Source organism: Zobellia sp. B3R18, assembly GCF_018860715.1.
In the GTDB taxonomy this organism is placed as follows: Bacteria; Bacteroidota; Bacteroidia; order Flavobacteriales; family Flavobacteriaceae; genus Zobellia; species Zobellia russellii.
In genome coordinates, this window is record NZ_JAHKQG010000003.1 from 514 (window position 1) to 21,975 (window position 21,462).

Annotated in this window: 16 protein-coding genes and 1 pseudogene; 9 read left to right on the top strand and 8 right to left on the bottom strand. The window is 39.3% G+C overall.

The window, feature by feature from the left end; genetic code table 11:
* The coding region (locus KO513_RS00960; protein ID WP_252735637.1) for a PKD domain-containing protein at positions 1–1,078 on the top strand (1,078 nt) is incomplete at its 5' end.
* A 69-nt stretch (positions 1,079–1,147) separates the two neighbouring features.
* On the opposite strand, the pseudogene KO513_RS00965 reads toward KO513_RS00960, so the two are convergent.
* Positions 1,148–2,328, bottom strand: a pseudogene (locus tag KO513_RS00965) (IS3 family transposase).
* A 153-nt stretch (positions 2,329–2,481) separates the two neighbouring features.
* On the bottom strand, positions 2,482–4,587 hold the full coding sequence (gene recG / locus KO513_RS00970) for an ATP-dependent DNA helicase RecG (protein ID WP_215911895.1): 2,106 nt from the start codon (positions 4,585–4,587) through the stop codon (positions 2,482–2,484).
* A gap of 78 nt (positions 4,588–4,665) precedes the next feature.
* Here recG and KO513_RS00975 point away from each other — a divergent pair, with 78 nt between their 5' ends.
* Both KO513_RS00975 and KO513_RS00980 read left to right on the top strand, forming a co-directional pair.
* A complete protein-coding gene (locus KO513_RS00975; RefSeq protein ID WP_215911896.1) occupies positions 4,666–6,729 on the top strand; it encodes a M1 family metallopeptidase in 2,064 nt (687 codons plus the stop codon).
* The gene (locus KO513_RS00980; RefSeq protein WP_215911897.1) at positions 6,729–7,649 is read left to right on the top strand and encodes a patatin-like phospholipase family protein; all 921 of its coding nucleotides are present in this window, start codon (positions 6,729–6,731) and stop codon (positions 7,647–7,649) included. Before KO513_RS00975 ends, KO513_RS00980 begins: the two co-directional genes overlap by 1 nt.
* Positions 7,650–7,711: 62 nt before the next feature.
* On the opposite strand, the gene KO513_RS00985 is transcribed toward KO513_RS00980, so the two are convergent.
* The 4 genes from KO513_RS00985 to KO513_RS01000 all read right to left on the bottom strand — a co-directional run bounded on the left by KO513_RS00985 (position 7,712) and on the right by KO513_RS01000 (position 12,050).
* Positions 7,712–8,233, bottom strand: coding sequence for a DUF7935 family protein (locus KO513_RS00985; protein ID WP_215442077.1), 522 nt, complete (start codon positions 8,231–8,233; stop codon positions 7,712–7,714).
* Between the two features lie 74 nt (positions 8,234–8,307).
* Positions 8,308–9,078 carry a hypothetical protein gene (locus tag KO513_RS00990; RefSeq protein WP_215442078.1) on the bottom strand — a complete coding sequence of 257 codons (771 nt, stop codon included), beginning with the start codon at positions 9,076–9,078 and terminating at the stop codon, positions 8,308–8,310.
* A gap of 66 nt (positions 9,079–9,144) precedes the next feature.
* Entirely contained in the window at positions 9,145–10,719 is a 1,575-nt protein-coding gene (locus KO513_RS00995) for an FMN-binding glutamate synthase family protein (RefSeq protein WP_215911898.1), read from the bottom strand.
* 56 nt (positions 10,720–10,775) lie between these two features.
* Positions 10,776–12,050, bottom strand: a complete 1,275-nt coding sequence (locus tag KO513_RS01000) for an amidohydrolase (protein WP_215911899.1) — start codon at positions 12,048–12,050, stop codon at positions 10,776–10,778.
* A 260-nt stretch (positions 12,051–12,310) separates the two neighbouring features.
* Here KO513_RS01000 and KO513_RS01005 point away from each other — a divergent pair, with 260 nt between their 5' ends.
* From KO513_RS01005 to KO513_RS01020, 4 genes are all read left to right on the top strand, one after another.
* Positions 12,311–14,173: a DNA topoisomerase IV subunit B gene (locus tag KO513_RS01005; RefSeq protein ID WP_215911900.1), complete on the top strand. Its 1,863-nt coding sequence runs from the start codon at positions 12,311–12,313 to the stop codon at positions 14,171–14,173.
* A 25-nt stretch (positions 14,174–14,198) separates the two neighbouring features.
* Complete coding sequence (locus tag KO513_RS01010; RefSeq protein ID WP_215911901.1) at positions 14,199–16,931, top strand: DNA gyrase/topoisomerase IV subunit A; 2,733 nt, start codon at positions 14,199–14,201, stop codon at positions 16,929–16,931.
* A gap of 14 nt (positions 16,932–16,945) precedes the next feature.
* Positions 16,946–17,377, top strand: coding sequence for a large conductance mechanosensitive channel protein MscL (mscL, locus tag KO513_RS01015; protein WP_215911902.1), 432 nt, complete (start codon positions 16,946–16,948; stop codon positions 17,375–17,377).
* Positions 17,378–17,487: 110 nt separating this feature from the next.
* Entirely contained in the window at positions 17,488–18,444 is a 957-nt protein-coding gene (locus tag KO513_RS01020) for a sterol desaturase family protein (protein ID WP_215442084.1), read from the top strand.
* A gap of 235 nt (positions 18,445–18,679) precedes the next feature.
* On the opposite strand, the gene KO513_RS01025 is transcribed toward KO513_RS01020, so the two are convergent.
* Both KO513_RS01025 and KO513_RS01030 read right to left on the bottom strand, forming a co-directional pair.
* Positions 18,680–19,057: a DNA topoisomerase IV gene (locus tag KO513_RS01025; protein WP_215911903.1), complete on the bottom strand. Its 378-nt coding sequence runs from the start codon at positions 19,055–19,057 to the stop codon at positions 18,680–18,682.
* Between the two features lie 25 nt (positions 19,058–19,082).
* On the bottom strand, positions 19,083–19,466 hold the full coding sequence (locus KO513_RS01030; RefSeq protein ID WP_215911904.1) for a helix-turn-helix domain-containing protein: 384 nt from the start codon (positions 19,464–19,466) through the stop codon (positions 19,083–19,085).
* A 290-nt stretch (positions 19,467–19,756) separates the two neighbouring features.
* Here KO513_RS01030 and KO513_RS01035 point away from each other — a divergent pair, with 290 nt between their 5' ends.
* Both KO513_RS01035 and KO513_RS01040 read left to right on the top strand, forming a co-directional pair.
* Positions 19,757–20,866: a M14 family metallopeptidase gene (locus KO513_RS01035; protein WP_215911905.1), complete on the top strand. Its 1,110-nt coding sequence runs from the start codon at positions 19,757–19,759 to the stop codon at positions 20,864–20,866.
* Between the two features lie 115 nt (positions 20,867–20,981).
* Positions 20,982–21,461, top strand: coding sequence for an Lrp/AsnC family transcriptional regulator (locus tag KO513_RS01040; RefSeq protein WP_013995861.1), 480 nt, complete (start codon positions 20,982–20,984; stop codon positions 21,459–21,461).
* Position 21,462 lies beyond the last annotated feature (1 nt).

Consider the following 21,462-nt stretch of genomic DNA (forward strand, 5'->3'; position numbering starts at 1 on the left):
GATTGCCTCTTACGCCTGGACACAGGTCAACGGTCCCGCCACGGCGACCATCGTTTCCGCGAGCAGTGCAAGCACATCGGTAACGGGCTTGACCATAGCTGGAGACTACACCTTTAGGCTTACGGTGACCGATAACGGAACTCCGGCACTCAGCGATACGGACGATATCATCGTTACGGTGGATGCCGCACAAAACGTGGCTCCCCAAGCGGATGCCGGTCCTGACCGGACCATCACCTTGCCTACGAGTTCCGTTACATTGGACGGCTCGGGAAGCAGCGATACGGCCCCCGGTACGATTGCCTCTTACGCCTGGACGCAGGTCAACGGCCCCACCACGGCGACCATCGTTTCCGCGAGCAGTGCAAGCACATCGGTAACGGGCTTGACCATAGCGGGCGACTATACCTTTAGGCTTACGGTGACCGATAACGGAACTCCGGCACTCAGCGATACGGACGATATCATCGTTACGGTGGATGCCGCACAAAACGAGGCTCCCCAAGCGGATGCCGGGCTCGACCGGACCATTACCTTGCCTACGAGTTCCGTTACATTGGACGGCTCCGGAAGTAGTGATACGGCCCCTGGTAATATTGACACCTACGCTTGGACACAGGTCAATGGTCCCACAACGGCGACCATAGCCTCAACAGGCGACGAAAGTCCATCGGTGACCGGCTTGACCATAGCGGGCCAATATACCTTTAGGCTTACGGTGACCGACAATAATGGAGCTCAATCTAATGATTTAGTTGTTGTGACAGTTAATCCGTTAGAGCCAAAAGCTATATTCAGTGGTCCAACAAACGTTAGTAGTCCTTCGCAACTATCAGTAAGCGGAACAGTTACAGTTTTAAATGGTTCAATGACCTTTAATTTTTCAGGTACTTCTGCGACGAGGACGGGAACCTTAATGTTTACCATAGATGGAACTTCTTATGCTCTAACCTTATATGAGGGTGAAACAAAAAGTCAACTTGTTCCCCAAATTTTTACACCAGGGACATATAATTATAGCTTGTCAATAAGTGGTTCGGGTACTTTATACGGAGGGGTTTCAGCGCAGCAATTATAGTTAGAGACCTCTGAGTTATATCATGTTAATAGTGGACTTGCAACAAAAAAGTGGACATTTAGTTAAGAGTTATGCTGCTATTTTTTTATTAGACATTTCGGTTTCAAATTCTTCTATTGTTTTATATCCCAAAGTGGAGTGTATCCTTCTTCTATTGTACTAGGTCTCGATCCATTGAAAGATGGAAAGTTCGGCTTCAGATCTGTGGTCATAGCTGTGTTTGTAAACCCATTCCACTTTCAAGCTCTTAAAGAAACTTTCGGCCACTGCATTGTCCCAACAATTACCCTTCCTGCTCATACTTTGTTTTACGGTCCCTTCATGACTTTTAATGATATAGGTGAATATATCACTGGCATATTGTGACCCCCTGTCCGAATGGAATATGAGTTCTTTGGTAATGGACCTTTGCTTGACCGCCATGTTCCAAGCTGGATTAATGGTGTTATCTGTACTTAGGTCATCGCTCATCGACCATCCTACGACCTTTCTGTTGAACAGGTCGATTATTACAGTTAAATACATCCAGCCTTTTTTGGTTCGAATATAAGTCATGTCGGACACCCAAATCTGGTTCTCTCGGGATACCGTAAAATCCTGGTTTAGGATATTAGGGGCTATTGGATAATCATGGGCCGAATCTGTCGTGAATCTGAACTTGCGTTTTCTTCTGGCAAATAGGTTATTGACCCTCATTATCCTGGCCACCCTAGGCCTAGAGACACGATGCCCTTTTTTCAGCAGTTCCACTTTGATCCTGGGTGCCCCATAACTCTCAAAACTATCTTTGAAAATATCACGGATAGCCAATGATATGGCCTCGTTCTCGCACCACCTCTTGGATGGCCCCCTGACCAACCAATTATAATACCCGCTTTTACTTACATTGAACATTTTGCACATCCTCCCAACTGGAAATTTGAATTTATGGTGTTTTATGAACCTAAATTTTTCCTGTCGCCCTAGGAGAAGATGGCTATTGCCTTTTTTAGGATATCGCGTTCAATCTCGGTATCCCTTAATTTTTTCTTCAACTCCGCAATCTCCTTCTGTTCATCGGTCAATTTTGGGTTTCCCTTTCCGGGAAAACTGTTTTTTCCATAATCCTGGGATTCCCTTCGTCATCGGCTCAGTACCGTAGTGGGGATGTCCAGTTCCCTGCATATCTCCACAACACTGCCACGGGCATAGCTCAGTTCCACGGCTTTTTCTTTAAACTCTACACTGTAATTCCTTTTTTCTCTTGACATGTTTCAAAGTTAATTTAAACGGCCAACACACTCTTATCTTACCGTCCAGTTAAATATAGTAAGTCCATATTTTCAAAAGTAGTGTTGGAAACATATTGGAAACGATGTCAAATAACAGAATTCCTAGAAGCAATTAATAAATGATAGTTATCGTCAACTTATATAATTCCAAATATTTTTATATTTCACGAGTTGTGCGTAGGCATGCCTAATGACCAGATTTTCTGGTTTCTCAAGGGAAGAATCGTCTTTAAGAAGTTGCATGGCATGATATCGTGCAGTCTTTAGAATATCGTTGTCTTTTACGATATCAGCTATCTTTAAATTTAGAACACCGCTTTGCTGGGTACCCATAATATCACCTGGCCCTCGTAATTTTAAATCAACTTCTGCAATCTCGAAACCATCATTGGTGTGTACCATTGTTTGTAGTCTGGTTTTGGCTTCTGTGGATAATTTGTTGCCGGTCATAAGAATACAGTAACTCTGGTCGGCACCGCGACCCACACGACCTCTAAGTTGGTGCAGTTGGGATAAGCCAAAACGCTCCGCACTTTCTATAATCATTACGGATGCATTGGGCACGTTTACGCCAACTTCAATAACGGTAGTGGCTACCATGATTTGTGTTTCACCTTTAACGAAGCGTTCCATCTCATAATCTTTGTCTGCTGGTTTCATTTGACCGTGTACTATGGATATTTGAAAATCGGGTAGGGGAAAGTCGCGTGCAATACTTTCATAACCGTCCATTAAATCCTTATAGTCTAGCGCTTCCGATTCTTGTATAAGAGGATAAACGATATAAATCTGGCGCCCCTTCTTTATTTCGTCCCGTATAAATTGAAATACCTTTAAACGGTTGCTGTCAAACCTGTGTACAGTTTTAATTGGTTTTCTTCCCGGAGGAAGTTCATCAATGGTAGAAACATCTAAATCGCCATATAGGCTCATGGCCAATGTTCGTGGAATAGGGGTTGCCGTCATCACCAAAATATGGGGCGGAATGTCGTTTTTGTGCCATAGTCTAGAGCGTTGTGCTACGCCAAAACGGTGTTGCTCATCCACTATGGCCAAGCCTAAATTTTTAAATTTGACCTTATCTTCCAGAAGCGCGTGAGTACCAATAAGAATTTGAAGTTCCCCGCTCTCCAGTTGTTCATGAATGGGTTTGCGGGCCGATTTTTTTACGGAACCAGTTAAAAGAGAACACGTAATGCCCGTACCTTCCAGAAGTTCTGAGATACCGGTGTAATGTTGGTTGGCCAAGATTTCAGTTGGCGCCATTAAACAGGCTTGAAAACCATTGTCAATAGCTAGCAGCATAGCCATAACCGCAACTATGGTTTTTCCGGAACCTACATCACCTTGAAGTAATCGGTTCATTTGTGCATTACTGCCTAAATCACCTCTTATTTCTTTTATTACTCTTTTTTGGGCGCCTGTAAGTTCAAAAGGTAAGTGGCTTTTATAAAATTCATTAAAGATTGTGCCTACTTGGTCAAAATTGAACCCTTTTATTTTCTGCTTGTGAAGCATATTCTTTGCTATCAGCTGCATTTGAATATAGAAGAGTTCTTCAAATTTTAGTCTGAATTGGGCTTTAGCTAAGAGCTCTTGGTTTTTTGGAAAATGAATATTGAAAAGCGATTCACTTTTAGGCAGTAGTTTTAATTCAAATAATAATTTATCAGAGAGTGTTTCTGTAAATCTTCCTTTGGATTCAACGAAAATTTGCTGGACTAATTTGCTTATTACTCTGTTGGAAATACCTTTGTTACTTAGTTTTTCAGTGGAAGGGTAAACAGGTTGCATGACCACTTTAAGCCCTTGTTCATGGTCTTTTAAAAGTTCCATTTCAGGGTGTGGCATCGAAAATTTGCCATTGAACCAATTGCATTTTCCAAAAATGACATAAGGTTTATTCAGTTTTATGTTTTCTCTGATCCATTTTTGGCCTCTAAACCAAACTAGTTCCATTTCCCCGGTATCGTCAACAAAGCTAGCAACAAGGCGTTTACCTTTCTTTTGTTCTACAGTTTTAAGGTGGACAATCTTGCCAATTATCTGTACATCTGCATTGCTACGTTGCAATTGCCCTATCTTATAATAGTGGGTCTTGTCTATATATCTGTTAGGGAAAAGGTTCAATAAATCCTGAAACGTATGTATGCCCAGTTCAGACTGTAGCGTTTCGGCCCTATTGGGCCCTACACCTTTTAGATATACTATAGGGGTCTGAAGAGAATTAGCGTTCATGCGACTAAATTAGGGGATAGGTACAATTGCGACAAACTAAAATGCTAAATTTGGTCTACTATTTGTTCGTAACATTTCATGAAAAACCTTTTTATACTCTTTTTTTACTGTTCCTTGTTTGTCGGTTTTGCCCAACATCAAGATAAAGTAGACTTTATACAAGCTAATATTTATATAAAACCTGTTCCTGCTACAGAAGAAATAAACGGAGGTGTAGTATATAGGTTTAATGTACTACAAAATGTAGATTCGGTCTTTTTGGATGCAAAGAACATGTCATTTTCCAAGGTTGAGCTCAACGGAAAAAAAGTGAAATACCGTAAAACGGATAAAACCATTTCGATTTATAAAAAATTCAAGCAAGGAACATCCCAAAAGCTGGTTCTGGAGTACGTAGCCAAACCGAAACAGACCGTATATTTCTTAGGTTGGGACGATGAAATAAAGGGAAACGAGCAAATTTGGACCCAAGGCCAGGGCAAATACACGAGCCATTGGTTGCCCAGTTTTGATGATATGACTGAAAAAGTAGCTTTCGACATTACCATTCAGGCGCCACAAGCATATGAGGTAATTGCGAACGGTGAATTGACCATTAGGCCCTTGGAGGAGGATGAAAACCCAGTATGGAATTTTGATATGGAAAACCCTATGAGCAGTTACCTTTTGGCTTTTGCAATAGGTGACTATAATAAACAGGAGTTGACATCTTCAAGTGGTGTAACCATTAAAAATTATTATTACCCGAAGGACAGTACAAAAGTTGAACCTACGTATCGTTATACGAAAAGAATATTTGATTTCTTGGAGGATGAAATAGGCGTTCCGTATCCGTGGCAGAATTACAAACAGATTCCGGTACGGGATTTTCTGTATGCAGGGATGGAAAATACAGGAACTACCATATTCTCTGATGGATATGTAATTGACTCCACGGCATTTATAGATAAGAATTATGTTAATGTCAATGCCCATGAATTAGCACACCAATGGTTTGGTAATTTGGTAACGGAGCAAAATGGAAATCATCATTGGTTGCATGAAGGTTTTGCTACGTATTATGCTTATTTAACTGAAAAGGAAATCTTTGGCGATGACCATTTTTATTGGAAGCTTTTTAATACGGCCAAAGAACTTCAAGAAATATCGGAAGAAGGGCAGGGGCAGGCATTGGTGGATCCCAAAGCCAGTAGTGCAACCTTCTATGAAAAAGGGGCTTGGGCATTAGTAATATTAAAAGATAAAGTAGGAGAGAAGGCTTTTAAAACTGGAGTATCTACATATTTGAACAAACATCGATTTAAAAATGCAACCATTGATGACTTTATTCAGGAGATAGAACTGGCTTTCGGTCGGAATTTAGATGATTTCAGGGAAACATGGTTGCTTTCAATAGACTTTCCGGTTGAAGATGTAAAATCATATCTTATCGGTCAAAATGAATCTATTCGACTGTTTTATGAGGTAAAAGCGTCTGATTTTAATTTGAAAAAATGGCTTGGTGATGAATTACCCGTGGAGTTTAAAGTTGCCTTAATCGAAAAATTTCAAAAGCAAATAGTAGATAATCACTTGGAACCTTTATTGGCACAAGACTCAAATTTAGAAACTAGACAAAAGGGAGTCCAGTTCATCAATAAGATAGCAGAGAGTGAAAAAGAAGTGTTTGAGCCATTATTGAACGACCAAAGTTATGTTACTCAGGAAATGGCCTTGTATAAACTATGGTCTTCCTTTCCGGAAAACCAAAAGACCTATTTAGATGCTACCAAAGGAGTTGAAGGATTGCCCAATAAAAATGTTCGTTTGTTATGGTTGTTGCTAGCTATTGCAACAAATGATTATGAGGCTCATAATACAACCCGTTATTTTGCAGAGTTAAGCGCTTACACTTCTCTGGAGTACGGATGGGAAGTGCGGATAACAGCCTTTCAATATTTACAGGAAATTGGTTTTACGGATGAAGCTTTGGTTAATTTAATAAAGGCTACGGAACATCATTCATGGCAGTTTAAGAAATTTTCGAGAAATTTAGCAGACAAACTCCTAGAGGACAACGATTACAAAACGCGTATATTGAAATTGGTGAGCAAACTAAATAAAGAGGAATCACGTTATATAAATAAAAAACTGAACGAATAATGAGGGCATTGGTCATATCTGGTGGTGGTAGCAAAGGGGCTTTTGCCGGAGGGGTAGCGCAATACCTTATGGAAGAACTCCATTTTAAGTACGACCTGTTTTTGGGTACATCTACAGGTAGCTTGCTTATTTCTCACTTGGCCCTACAGAAAATTGAAAAAATAAAAGAAGTTTACACCAGCGTAAACCAACACAGCATTTTTAGCAATTGCCCATTTACCGTTCAAAAGAAACATGGGGTTCATACCATTGGGATTGACCATTGGAACGTACTAAAGAATTTTTATAAAGGACGAAAGACATTTGGAGAAAGTAGAAACCTGTTGAAGCTTATAAAAAACACTTTAACAGTAGAAGAATTTGAAAATTTAAAGAACGGCCCAAAAGAAATTATTGCTACGGTTTCCAACCTATCTTTAAATCAGGTAGAGTATAAGAGTATTAATGATTGTACCTATGAGGAGTTTTGTGAATGGATATGGATTTCCTGTAACTACACACCCTTTATGAGTTTGGTGCGCAAGAATGGTTGTGAATATGCCGATGGTGGACTGGGAAATATGGTGCCTATAGAGGAAGCTATAAAACGAGGGGCAAAAGAGGTAGATGTTATTGTACTGCAGACTGAAGTAAGCCACTTAAACCGACTTCCCTCTAGAAATGCATTTTCACTATTGACAACCATGTTTGAATATATGCTTGATAGGATAGAACACCAAAACATAAGAATTGGTAAATACGTAGCCAAGCATAACGATGCTATTATCAACTTTTACTATACACCTACGGTGTTGACTACAAACTCATTGATTTTTGATAAGGAAAAAATGACCGTTTGGTGGGAGAGTGGCTATAATTTTGCCAAGTTTAAAAATACTGAACTTAACCAGATAGAGCCTGAAAAAGGAGAAGTGTTGTAAAAAAGAAAACCCGCTTAAATTAAACTTTATGCGGGCTTATATTTTCAATATATGATTTTGGATTATTCCCAGAGATAACCTATTTCTTTTTTAATGAAAGATAATGCAGTTGCGGAGGGCGATTGTTTTTCCATGGTTTCCGTTAGGATGTCTTCCCTTAATTTATCCGCAGAATCGGTTTCGCTCATTGCTGCTTTACGAATCATTTGTACCGTTGCGCTTTTTGCTGCTTTTATAACGTTCCAACATTCATCGGTCATGTAAATTTGCTGAGAAAGATTGTGCTCAAATTCGTTTTCAACACTTTTTATCAATAGACTTTCATAAGCATTTTTATCCGAAGATTTTGGTGCCACCCTCACTACTAGACTAGGAATTGCTATTCGTTCAAGAAAAAGTGCCATACGTTCGTAGGCCTGTAGGCGAACCGGTATGGTGTTCTTTTGAGAATCTTTGTGCAATAGAAAGCGTCTACGACCATCCTCGTTTTTAGTATGTAACTTAAAAAAATAAAAGGCAACGACCCCTGTAACTACTGCTGGCAATAAAAAGCCGAACATTTGTAAAATTCCTTCTCCAGACATTTTTTCTATATTTGGTTATTTGGATACTAGAACGGAGGATTTTATCAAAAATTATACGATTTTTCGTATAATTTTTAGTTCTTCATTTGCTCTCTTACCATTAAATAGAATTTGTTGAAGTCAGGATGAATATTGACTTGAACCCCTTCTTTAAGGTTTCCGTCTCTTCCTAGAGCTGTCATACGCTCAGAAGCTATAGCAAACTTGTTTTGTAGGGCCGCTGCAATAGTCATACTCTGTTTTGCGGGAGTTTCAAGGTCTCCGGTCATGCTAAGACCTTCTATGGTAACCGATGTGCTAGGGTTTGCGATTAGGATGTTCGCAATTTTCTCCACCCATGCTTCACCTTCTGCTGTCAGAGTTGTGCCCGTATCGCTTCCATATAAGCTAGATAAGTCCGAAGATACTACTACGGCGCCTCCCGAAACCGCTATTTTTGCGTTTTCTCCCATGGTTTGTTTTACATTGGTTAAAACAACTATGGTGGTAGAATCATTAGTGGCAATGGCATCTTTTATTGCTTTAAGCTGATTTTCCTTGGCTTCCAAGCTGGCCATGGCAGTTGTTACCATGTTTGAATTTTTATTGGAAACCTCGGCAAAACTGTTCAAGTTCTTCATTAACGTGTTGTTGGCGTTTTGAAGTTCGGTTACTTGGGTTTCAAACGATTCCGCTTTTGCAACAGCTACTTTTTCATTTTTTCTGGCATCAAAGACCTGGTCGTTCACAGAATCCAATTGCATTTTTAATTGGGCTATTTCTTCTAAAAGGTCGCTTTTTCTTTGGGCTTGTACGGATAGACACGTAAAAATCAAAAGGGCAAGGGTAAGTAGGGGGTGTTTCATAAATAACTCGGATTAAAATTCTTATTTCTCGATTTGGAATACTTTTTTATTATAAACAAATGTATATTATTCTTTGCTGTTTTCACAATGCTTTCCGCCCAAGTGGATACAATCATATAAATTTTGCATACTCTCAAAAGGTACCTTGGCCTTGTTGTAACCGTATGAAGAGGCCAAACTACGGTTCAGGTCGTTATCATCAACATTTAGTTGAATATCATCCATTGTGTATTGGCAGGGGTGTTCATATCCCGAGGCATGTGTAATTTCTAAGAACTCCTTCCTAAACGTCATAAAATATTGTGCCAAACGGTCTGATTTTAATGGAATGTCAATTCCTTTTTGCAGCCATTTGTTTTGAGTGGCCACCCCTGCCGGACAGCGGTTAGTGTGGCACACTTGGGCCTGTATACAGCCAATACTCATCATGGCTTCTCGGGCAACATTAATACAGTCAACCCCCATAGCAAAAGCCATCGCTGCCTTTGCAGGGAAACCTAATTTCCCACTTCCAATAAAGACGATGCGTTCGGTAAGCTTTCTTCTTTGAAAAACTTTGTACAAGCTAGAAAAGCCATATACCCATGGTAATGATACGTGATCGGCAAAAGATGGAGGTGCTGCTCCTGTTCCTCCTTCACCACCATCAACAGTAATAAAATCGGGTCCTTTACCGGTCTTTTCCATTAAGTCCGCCAGTTCTTCCCACTGGTCCAGCTTTCCGATAGCTCCTTTAATTCCCACCGGTAATCCGGTCTCTTCCGCTATATTTTCTATAAGTTCCAACAATTCCTGAACATTGTTAAAGGCTTTGTGCGTAGCGGGTGATAGCACGTCTTTTCCAACTTCAACACCCCTAATTTCAGCAAGTTCCGGAGTAATCTTGGCCCCTGGTAAAACGCCTCCTTTACCTGGTTTCGCACCTTGGGACAATTTGATTTCTATAGCCTTTATGCAGGCATTTTCTTCAACTAGTTTTTTAAGTTTTTCCATTGAGAAATTACCGTCCGGTTTACGAACACCGAAATAACCCGTTCCAAAATGAAAAATAACATCTCCACCCTGTTTGTGATAGTTGGATAATCCTCCTTCTCCGGTATTGTGGTAAGCTCCCGCTTTATGAACGCCTCTGTTCATTGCTTCGACCGCTGCTGCAGATAAAGAACCGAAACTCATAGCGGATACATTTATAATAGAGGCGGGCCGAAAAGGTTTTCTTCTTTGGTTGTATTCCCCCATAACCTTAGCACACGGTAAAAATGTTTTGTCTTTAGCGTTAATGTGGTCTGCAGGAACATTGTACGCCATCATCTGATTTTTGACGAATATATGTTGATGGGCGTAAATATCACGGTCCGTTCCAAATCCTTCGTAGTTGTTCTGCTTTTTGGCGGAAGCGTAAATCCATCCGCGTTCTATGCGGTTAAAAGGTAATTCTTCTCTATTGTTGGCAACGAAGTATTGGCGCATTTCCGGACCTATACTTTCTAACCAATATCTCAGATGCCCTACAATGGGAAAGTTATGGGAGATGGTATGTGCTCTCTGAAAGAAAATATCACGAATGGCAACTAAAAATAGGAAAAGTAAAACGTATGCCCACCATGGTGTACTTTTTAATAAAGTAAGAATTGAATCCATAAAAAGTTGTAATGAAATTACTTGAATTAAAAATTTAGATAAATATGTCTAATCTACTATTTGCTAAGAAAATCAATGCTCATTTGGGTTAGTGCTTTAACTCCTAACAGCAACCCGCTGTCATCTATGATGAAGTCAGGTGTATGGTGCGGAAAAACTTCTGTACTATCAGGGTTCATACCCCCTAGGAAAAAGAAAAATCCGGGCACCTCTTTCTGATAGTAGGAAAAATCTTCCGCTCCAGTAACGGCCTTTTGTATTTGTACATTGTCCTCACCTGCAACTTTGTTTAGGGTAGGGAGCATTTGGGCAACCAGCTCAGGGTCGTTATAAGTAATTTCCGTAGCGTCAGTGATTTCAATAGTAGCCTCGCCACCGTATGCCTTGGCAATGGTTGAGACCATTTCTTCCATTCGTGTGTTTATCTGCTTTTTCATTTCGTAATCCAAGGTGCGGATGGTCCCTATCATTTCCGCACTTTCAGGAATAATATTGAATCTTACACCACTTGTAATTTTACCTACGGTAATTACTGCTGCTTCGTTTGTTAGATTGGCTTCTCGGCTAATAATAGTCTGTAAACCGTCTATTATTTTAGCACTGATCAATATAGGGTCTACGCCGGACCAAGGTCTTGCACCGTGACTCTGTTTCCCTTTCACGTTAATGACGAACTTTTGTGCCGCGGCCATGGTTCCCCCAGATTTGTACCGTATAACATTCAAGGGGGTTTTAGAATTGATGTGCAGACCAAAAATCGCGTCTACATCCGGATTTTTAAGAACACCTTCTTTTACCATTAGGAGTGCGCCTCCTTCTTCTCCTGGTGGCGGACCTTCTTCAGCAGGCTGAAAAATAAACTTTACGGTCCCGTTTAGCTTATCGGTATGTTTTGACAGCACCTCGGCAACCCCCATAAGTATGGCGGTGTGGGTGTCGTGTCCGCACGCATGCATAACGGGTACTTTTTCTCCTTTGTAATCTGTGGTAACGGTAGACTTATAGGGTAAATCATTCCGTTCAAATACGGGTAGGGCGTCAATATCTGCACGCAAGGCTATAACCTTGCCTGGCTTTTTTCCTTTTAAAATCCCAACAACCCCGGTATGGGCCACTCCGGTTTGTACTTCTATACCTAAGGATGTAAGGTGCTTTGCAATTTTTTCCGCTGTCTTAAATTCACGGTTAGAGAGTTCGGGGTTTTTGTGTATTTCCCTTCTCCAATTTATAACTTTACTTTCTATGGCCTCGTATTCCTTTTCAAAATTTTGGGCTACGGAAGAGGTAATGGGTGCAATTACAAAAATTAGGCCTAGTAGTAGTTTGTTCATTCTGTGGAGTATTAAATGGCGTAAAAATGATTCCCTTAAATTATTTTGTTGGATACTTTTGGTCTTAAAAAAACCGAAGGATTACAGATTTTTTGATTTTTTGACCAAATTAGCCTTGTTTTGGGTTGAAATATGACTTATTTAGCGAATATATCAACAAAATGGCTAAAATCATTGTTAATTACTTTAACGGTTTGGGGTTTCATCTTTTTAATTGTCGTCTTATCTTTAGCGGTACTTTAGTTCCAAACCCCTGATTTATGTCCGAGAATTCCAATTATACAGAAGATAATATACGTTCACTTGATTGGAAGGAGCACATCCGACTGAGACCTGGTATGTATATTGGTAAGTTGGGTGATGGTTCTTCTGCTGATGATGGTATATATATCCTTCTAAAAGAGACCATAGATAACTGTATTGATGAATTTGTAATGGGAGCGGGTAAGACCGTTGAGATTTCCATTCAAGGAGAACGTGTTATAGTTCGTGATTACGGTCGTGGTATACCTTTGGGTAAGGTGGTAGATGTGGTTTCTAAAATGAACACGGGGGGTAAGTATGACTCGCGTGCGTTTAAAAAATCCGTTGGTCTAAACGGTGTTGGTACCAAGGCCGTAAATGCTCTTTCCAGTTATTTTCGTGTAGAAAGTACAAGAGACGGGAAGTCCAAATCTGCCGAGTTTAAAACAGGTGAGCTTCAGAACGAAGAACTTCTGGAGGAAACTACAAGAAGGCGTGGTACCAAGGTCAGCTTTATTCCTGATGAGACCATTTTTAAAAAGTTTAAATTTAGAAATGAGTACGTAGAGCGCATGCTCAAAAACTACGTGTACCTTAATCCAGGGCTTACCATTGTTTTTAATGGGGAGAAGTTTCATTCAGAAAACGGATTAAAGGATTTGTTGGAGGACAATAACAATGCTGAAGATATCCTGTATCCGGTCATTCATTTAAAAGGGGATGATATAGAAGTGGCCATTACACATAGTAAAACACAGTATAGTGAGGAGTACCACTCTTTTGTAAACGGTCAGCACACTACCCAAGGAGGTACGCATCAGGCCGCTTTTCGTGAGGCTCTGGTAAAAACTGTCCGTGATTTCTATGGAAAGAGTTATGATGCTTCGGATATTAGAAAATCCATTATTTCGGCTATTTCCATTAAGGTGATGGAGCCTGTTTTTGAAAGTCAAACAAAAACCAAATTGGGGTCTACCGAAATGGGGGGTAATTTTCCGACGGTGCGGACTTACATCAATGACTTTATTGGAAGGTATTTGGATAATTACCTTCATAAGAATCCTGAAACTGCCGATAAATTGCAGCGTAAGATTGTAATGGCCGAAAAGGAGAGGAAAGAATTGAGCGGGATTCGTAAACTTGCTCGGGACCGAGCTAAAAAAGCCAGTCTTCATAATAAAAAACTAAGAGACTGCCGGGTGCATTTGGGTGATATGAAGCACGATAGGCGATTGGACAGCACCCTTTTTATTACTGAAGGGGATTCCGCTTCCGGTTCCATTACCAAATCAAGGGATGTGAATACGCAAGCCGTGTTTAGTCTTCGTGGAAAGCCCTTGAATTCATATGGGATGTCTAAAAAAATCGTATACGAAAACGAGGAATTCAACCTGTTGCAGGCTGCTTTGAACATAGAGGAATCTATGGAAGACCTACGTTACAATAATATTGTAATAGCTACTGATGCAGATGTTGATGGTATGCACATTCGCTTGTTGTTGATTACGTTCTTCTTGCAGTTCTTTCCCGAATTGATAAAAGAGAACCATTTGTATATTTTGCAAACCCCGCTGTTCCGTGTTCGAAATAAGAAGGAGACTATTTATTGTTATAGCGAGGAAGAACGAAAAAATGCGATTCAAAAACTATCGGGCAAACCGGAAATTACACGATTTAAAGGTTTGGGGGAAATCTCCCCAGATGAGTTTCAGCATTTCATAGGGGATGATATTCGCCTAGAGCCCGTTATGTTGGACAAGGCTATGTCCATAGAACAATTGTTGAATTTTTACATGGGCAAGAATACACCGGACCGACAAGAATTTATTATAAACAACCTTAAAGTGGAGGTTGACCTTATAGAAGATATTCAATTATAAACCAAAGAAATACGATTTTTTCTGAATGGAGGAAAATGACGAACTGAACGAAGCTGAAAATCAAAATTCGCCCGAAGACCAATCCAACGGAACGGCCAATGATGGGCAAGAACAAATCAATAGTTCCGAGGCGGTAAATGGCGAGGAACAAAGTCCTGATGATGCACTTACCCGTGTTACGGGAATGTACAAAGACTGGTTTTTAGATTATGCATCCTATGTTATTCTAGAGCGTGCCGTTCCTGCTATTGAGGATGGGTTTAAACCGGTGCAGCGTCGTATCATGCATTCCCTTAAGGATTTGGATGATGGCCGCTATAATAAAGTGGCCAATGTGGTTGGGCACACCATGCAGTATCACCCTCACGGTGATGCTAGTATTGCCGATGCCATGGTGCAGATAGGGCAAAAAGATTTATTGATAGATACGCAGGGTAACTGGGGGAATATTTTAACCGGGGATCGCGCTGCAGCCTCAAGGTATATAGAAGCTCGTCTTTCAAAATTCGCTCTGGAAGTTGTTTTTAGTCCTAAAATCACGGAATGGCAACAATCGTATGATGGTCGAAAAAAGGAACCGGTAAACCTCCCGGTTAAATTTCCGTTGCTTTTGGCTCAGGGGGCAGAGGGTATTGCGGTGGGGCTTTCCACTAAGATTATGCCTCATAACTTTGTTGAGCTTATTGATGCTTCCATTAAGCATCTAAAAGGGCAACGATTTAAATTGTTTCCTGATTTTCCTACTGGGGGAATTATAGATGTTTCCAACTATAATGAAGGTCTTCGTGGCGGGAAGATAAGAGTGCGTGCCCGAATAGCACAACATTCTAAATCTACACTGATTATAAGTGAGATACCTTATGGAACTAACACTTCTTCTTTAATAGATTCTGTCCTTAAGGCGAACGATAAAGGGAAAATAAAAGTCAAAAAAATTGAGGATAATACGGCTGCAGAGGTTGAGATTTTGGTGCATCTGCCAACTGGTATTTCCCCGGACAAAACCATAGACGCCCTTTATGCATTTACGGCTTGTGAGTCTTCTATTTCGCCATTGGGCTGCATTATTGAAGACAACAAACCGCTCTTTATTGGTGTGGTGGAAATGTTGCGACGATCTACGGATGCTACGGTTGAGTTATTGCGACAGGAACTTGAAATACAGTTGGCGGAGCTTGAGGAGCAATGGCATTTTGCGTCGTTAGAGAGAATCTTTATTGAAAATAGAATCTATCGGGATATTGAGGAAGAGGAAACTTGGGAAGGAGTAATTGCTGCGATCGATAAAGGTTTAGCCCCTTTTACTAAGCATTTGAGGCGTGCGGTTACGGAAGAGGATATTGTTCGGCTTACCGAAATCCGAATAAAGCGTATTTCAAAATTCGATTTAGATAAAGCACAGCAACATCTTGATAATCTGGAAGAAAGAATTGCAGAGGTGAAGCATCACCTAGCGCATTTGGTAGATTATGCCATTGCGTATTTTCAGCGATTAAAAGATACGTATGGCAAGGGTCGCGAGCGTAAATCAGAGATTAGATTGTTTGATGATATTGAGGCAACCAAGGTGGTTATGCGCAACACAAAGTTATATGTAAACCGTGAGGAGGGCTTTGTTGGAACTTCCTTAAAGCGGGACGAATATGTAACGGACTGTAGTGATATTGATGATATAATCGCCTTTACCCAAGATGGTAAGATGATGGTCTTTAAGGTAGATTCCAAGACTTTTGTGGGGAAGGGTATTATTTATGTGGCGGTCTTTAAGAAAAAAGATAAGCGTACCGTTTATAATATGATTTATAGAGACGGTAAAGGTGGCGCAACCTATATTAAGCGCTTTAACGTTACCAGTATTACTAGAGATAAGCATTATGAAATGGGTAGCGGTAAGGCAGGTACTTTTGTGCATTACTTCTCAGGAAACCCAAATGGCGAAGCAGAAGTGGTAACTGTTAATCTTAGGCACGTAGGAAGTATTAAAAAGCTGAAATGGGATATTGATTTTGCAAATATCATGATCAAGGGGCGTGCTTCCAAAGGTAATATTGTCACTAAGTATTCGGTAAAACGTATTGAATTAAAAGAAAAAGGGCTATCTACCTTAAAACCTAGGAAGTTGTGGTTTGATGAAACCGTACAACGTTTAAACATGGATGACAGAGGTGAGTTTTTAGGTGAATTCACAAGTGAAGACCGTTTGTTGATCGTAAATCAGAGCGGACTTGTTAAAACTGTTATTCCGGAGCTTACCCTTCATTTTGATGAAGATGTAGTTGTTCTTGAAAAATGGATTCCTAAAAAGCCGCTTTCTGTAGTGTATTGGGAAGGAGAGAAGGAGTTATATTATGTAAAACGTTTTCTGATCGAGAATCCTGATAAAGAGGAGAATGTGCTTACGGATCATCCTAAATCCCAAATTGAAATCATCAGCACGGACCACAGGCCAATGATTGAAGTGGTTTTTGCTAAAAAACGGGGTCAGGATCGGAAGGATAATTTGGAGCTAAGTCTAGAGGAGTTTATTTCCGTAAAGGGGATAGGTGCTATGGGCAACCAGCTGACAAAAGAAAAAGTACTGGAAATAAATATGATGGAGCCTTTGCCTTATGAAGAGCCGGAGCCTCAAAAAACTGAGGATATTGAGGTTGTTGATGAGCAAAATGTACCTAAAACGCCTAGTTCTAATGGAACTGAGTCCGGAAAGCCTAATAAAGGTGATGACGGGGATGAAGTCCAAACTTCTTTGTTTGAATAAAGTAATTGTCTAGTATGGGAAACTTTATACAGGAATTTAAAAATTTTGCCATAAAAGGTAATATGATCGACATGGCTGTCGGGATTATTATTGGTACCGCGTTTAACAATGTTATTAATACGTTGGTCAAAAAGATTATCATGCCCCCTTTATCTCTTTTGACGGATGATGTTAACCTCAGGGATAAAAAATATATTCTTAGGGAGGCTGTTGGAGAAGCGCAGGAAGTTGCTGTGGGTTACGGGGAAATGCTAGAGGTTTTGATAGATTTTTTGATAATAGCGTTCACCATATTTGTTGTAATAAAAGGGTTTCATAGGTTTAAGTCAAAGGCGGAAGACCCTGAAAATAAAGAAGTTGAAACACCTAAAAATATACAGTTACTAGCTAGTTTGGAAAAGCTTATGCAAGAGCAGAACGCTTTGCTTCAAAATAAGAAAAAGTAATAGGATTTTAACTACTGCATGTGTATTCACTATACCGTCATAGCTTTAAAAAATAATCAGAATGTAGATTAGGTCTTATTAATGCTATCTTTGCAAAAAATTGTTTCAAAATGGATTTAACGAACCCCCTAATTTATGGAGTACCCTGCTTTATAGCGTTTATATTGCTGGAAATCACTTATAGTCACACCCACGGAGACAAAGATCTTTATGTGTGGAAAGATTTTATGGCTAGTGGAGCAATGGGTATTGGTTCGGCAATTTTAGGTCCCCTTATTAAGATTACGGTGCTTATAACCGTCTTTACATACACTTACGAGTTTTTTAACCCTATAGTAGATGGTGTTCGTACCAATATTATGGGATATGAGTCTTTTGGTTATGCGTGGTATGTGTTTTTACTTTGTCAATTGGCCGATGATTTTACGTATTACTGGTTCCACAGGGCAAATCATGAGATAAGAATTTTGTGGGCCGCGCATATTGTGCACCATTCCTCGGACCACTTTAATCTAGGTACGGCCATTCGTAATGGTTGGTTTACGCTTTTGTACAAGCCTTTCTTTTATATGTGGATGCCTGCAATTGGTTTTCCGGTGGAAGTTGTAATTTTTGCTTTGGCCATAGAATCTTTTTGGCAGTTTCAATTGCATTCGCAATATGTTCCTAAAATGGGATGGGTAGAAAAGATTTTCAATACACACACCATGCACCAAGTGCACCATTCTCAGAATGTAGAGTATTTGGATAAGAACCACGGAGGGTTTTTGAATATTTTTGATAAGATGTTCGGGACTTGGAAAGAGCTGGACGATGATGTAGAGGTTAAATTTGGGGTAATTCACGCTCCAAAATCATATAACCCTCTTGTGATTTTAACTCATGAATTTAAGGATATTTGGGCAGATGTAAAGAAGGCTAAGAAATTTTCGCACAAACTTATGTATATTTTTGGCCCTCCTGGTTGGAGCCCTGATGGTAGCACTCTTACAGTTAAACAACAACAGCGACTGTTTAAGCAACACCAGAAAAAGAGTCCAGAGGTTGCTTATAGTAGACCTAACTAAAATCATTCAGAATAATTAAAAAGCCGACCTTAAAATGTCGGCTTTTTAATGGTTTTGCCGCTAGGACTTCGCTTATGACGGTAAAATTCACCCTGCGAGACTTTATGTTCAGAATAATGATTCCCGCTCGGAAAAGGCTTTAAATCGACTGTTTTTATAGCTTTTCCTTTAGAGGTGAAGTGTATTTTGGTAAAACACTCTTTTTGCCTGTCTCTGCGTAAAGAATAAAATTGTGTTACTCCGTCCTTGTGGCGGTGCCTCTGGAGCGCTTGCTGTCTCCTACAATGTTAAATTCAAATGTATACGAGTCATCCGTAGTGGATAATATCTTCATGTGAACGGATTGCTCTTCGGACTTGTTCTTTGGATTGATTTTCTTTACAATGTATTCGCAATCGTTTATCCATCTAACGGATGCTGAATCTGCCTTACCTTCAAAGTAATCAATCTCTAAATCACCGTTGCGAAGAAAAATGGTGGTCTTTTCCTCTCCATCTATAGTGGTTGTAAAGGCGTATTTACCGTCCTTAAAATCGGAGCAATTTCTTTCCGGATTGTAGCAAGAGACTGTAAGGATAAGGATTAAAAGTACGGGGAATAGTTTCTGTATCATCCCAACAAAAATAAAGAATTAAAGTCTATTCATTGTTATAGGCTTCAAAACTTCCATCCGAATAAAAAATAACAATTTTCTCAATAGTCTTTTTGGGGTTGCCTGTTTGTTTTAAGGGGAAAGTATTAGGTGTCGGATTTGTTTTTGGCGGTGCTTTGGTTTTGGCGGGGGAGTTTTCTGCATCTGTTGGAAAAGTGCCTTTTCCATTCAATAGCCAATATAAGTTTACATCCGGAAAAACATTCACCACCTTAAGTACAAAATCTAAACTCGGTTTGTTTCTGCCGGATAACAGGTGGGAAATGCTAGAGCGTTGTACGTTAATTTTATCGGCAAAACTAGAAGCGGAAAGTCCATAATACTTTAAAAGATGCTCAAGACGCCCAATAAAATCAGAAGTGTTTACCATTGTAATTTATATTGCTATAAAAGTAGCTAAAAGTTACTTAAACCACACTAAAAACAGCAAACAACATAACTTAAGATACACTTATTTGTTTACATGAATACATTTAAATAGCTGATTAATAATATTTTAATACTATATTCAGAAGCATGTCGATTTTAAGTATATTTTCAGGTTACATTTGTGTACTTCAGCAAGGAATACTTTAAATATGATGTTTACAAATGTGTATTTTTAAGATTACAATTGTAAATTATTAAGGAGTTATTTTTGTATCCAAATTTAGAAGTCAAATGAGCATTTTAAAAGATGAATATAGTTCTGTAAAGGAAAAATCCGTTAGCGGGCGATATGTAATTAACGAGCAAATTCTAGAGTTCTTGGAAAAGAACAGGGAGAATTTGTTAGTGAAAACAATTGGTGAGTCCGTTCAAAAACGTAAGATAAAAAGTCTTCAACTTGGGAACGGTTCTGTAAAAATTTTTATGTGGTCGCAAATGCACGGAAACGAATCTACAACCACAAAAGCCGTTTTGGATTTCGTTAATTTCCTAAACGGAAAGTCGGTTTTGGCTCATGAGATTTTGGAAAAATGTACACTCTTAATTATTCCAATGTTGAACCCTGATGGTGCTGCCGTCTATACGCGTGTAAATGCAAATGAGATTGATTTGAATAGGGATGCCCAAGACAGGACCCAGCCGGAAAGTGTGATATTGAGAAATGTTTTTGATGAGTTTAAGCCGGATTATTGTTTCAACCTTCATGATCAACGTACCATATTTAATGTTGGCGAAAGCTCTAAACCGGCTACCGTATCATTTTTGGCTCCTGCTCATGATCCCGAAAGAAGTATTTCAAAAACGCGGGGGATTAGTATGCAATTGATCGTTGCTATGAATACGGTTTTGCAAAAAATGATTCCGAACCAGGTGGGGAGGTATGATGATGGGTTTAATGCGAATTGTGTTGGGGATAGTTTTCAGATGTTAAACGTACCTACCATATTATTTGAATCAGGACATTTTCCTAAGGATTATGAAAGAGAGCAGACTAGGGCTTATATTTTTCAAGCCATTGCAACTGCAGTAACTACTATTGCGCAAGATACAATTAATGAATATGAGCAAGATGACTATTTTAAAATTCCAGAAAACGGAAAGCTTTATTTTGATGTGTTAATAGGGAATGCTCAAGAACTTGATTCAGAATTAGAAAATGGAGATGGTATTGGAGTGCTTTATAAAGAAGTTTTAAGAGGGAATACTATTGAGTTTGAGCCTAGAATTGAAAAAAAAGGTAATCTTGATGCCTTTTTTGGCCATGAAACATACAATTGTCTTGATAAGGCAGATTTAGATGAGTTAAGGCAACAGTCTTTTTATCAGTTGATTAAAGACTAATTTTTTTGAGCATTATTTTTTAAAATCATTGAATCTTTACGTTTTTGTTAAAAAAACATAACTTTTAATGCGTATTATTTCTTAATTTTTTATTTTTGCCGAAAACACAGCCACAATGGGAAAAGTAAAGTTAGACGAAATTGATCACCAAATTCTGGATATGTTAATTGATAACACCAGAACTCCATTTACAGATATAGCAAAAAAACTCTTGATTTCGGCAGGAACAGTTCATGTTCGTGTTAAGAAAATGGAAGAGGCAGGTATCATAAAAGGGTCATCACTTACATTAGACTATGTAAAACTTGGTTACGCCTTTATTGCTTACGTTGGTATATTTTTGGAGAAAACACACCAGACAAAATTTGTGTTAGAGCGTTTGGAACAGATTCCAAATGTTACCGTGGCACATATTACCACTGGAAAATTTAATATTTTCTGTAAAATTAGGGCTAAAGATACCAATCACGCTAAAAACATTATTTTTAGAATAGATGATATAGATGGAATCAGTCGTACGGAAACTATGATTTCACTAGAGGAAAGTATTAATGATAAGAAGCGGTTAATGCATACAATTTTTAACGAATTGTAAC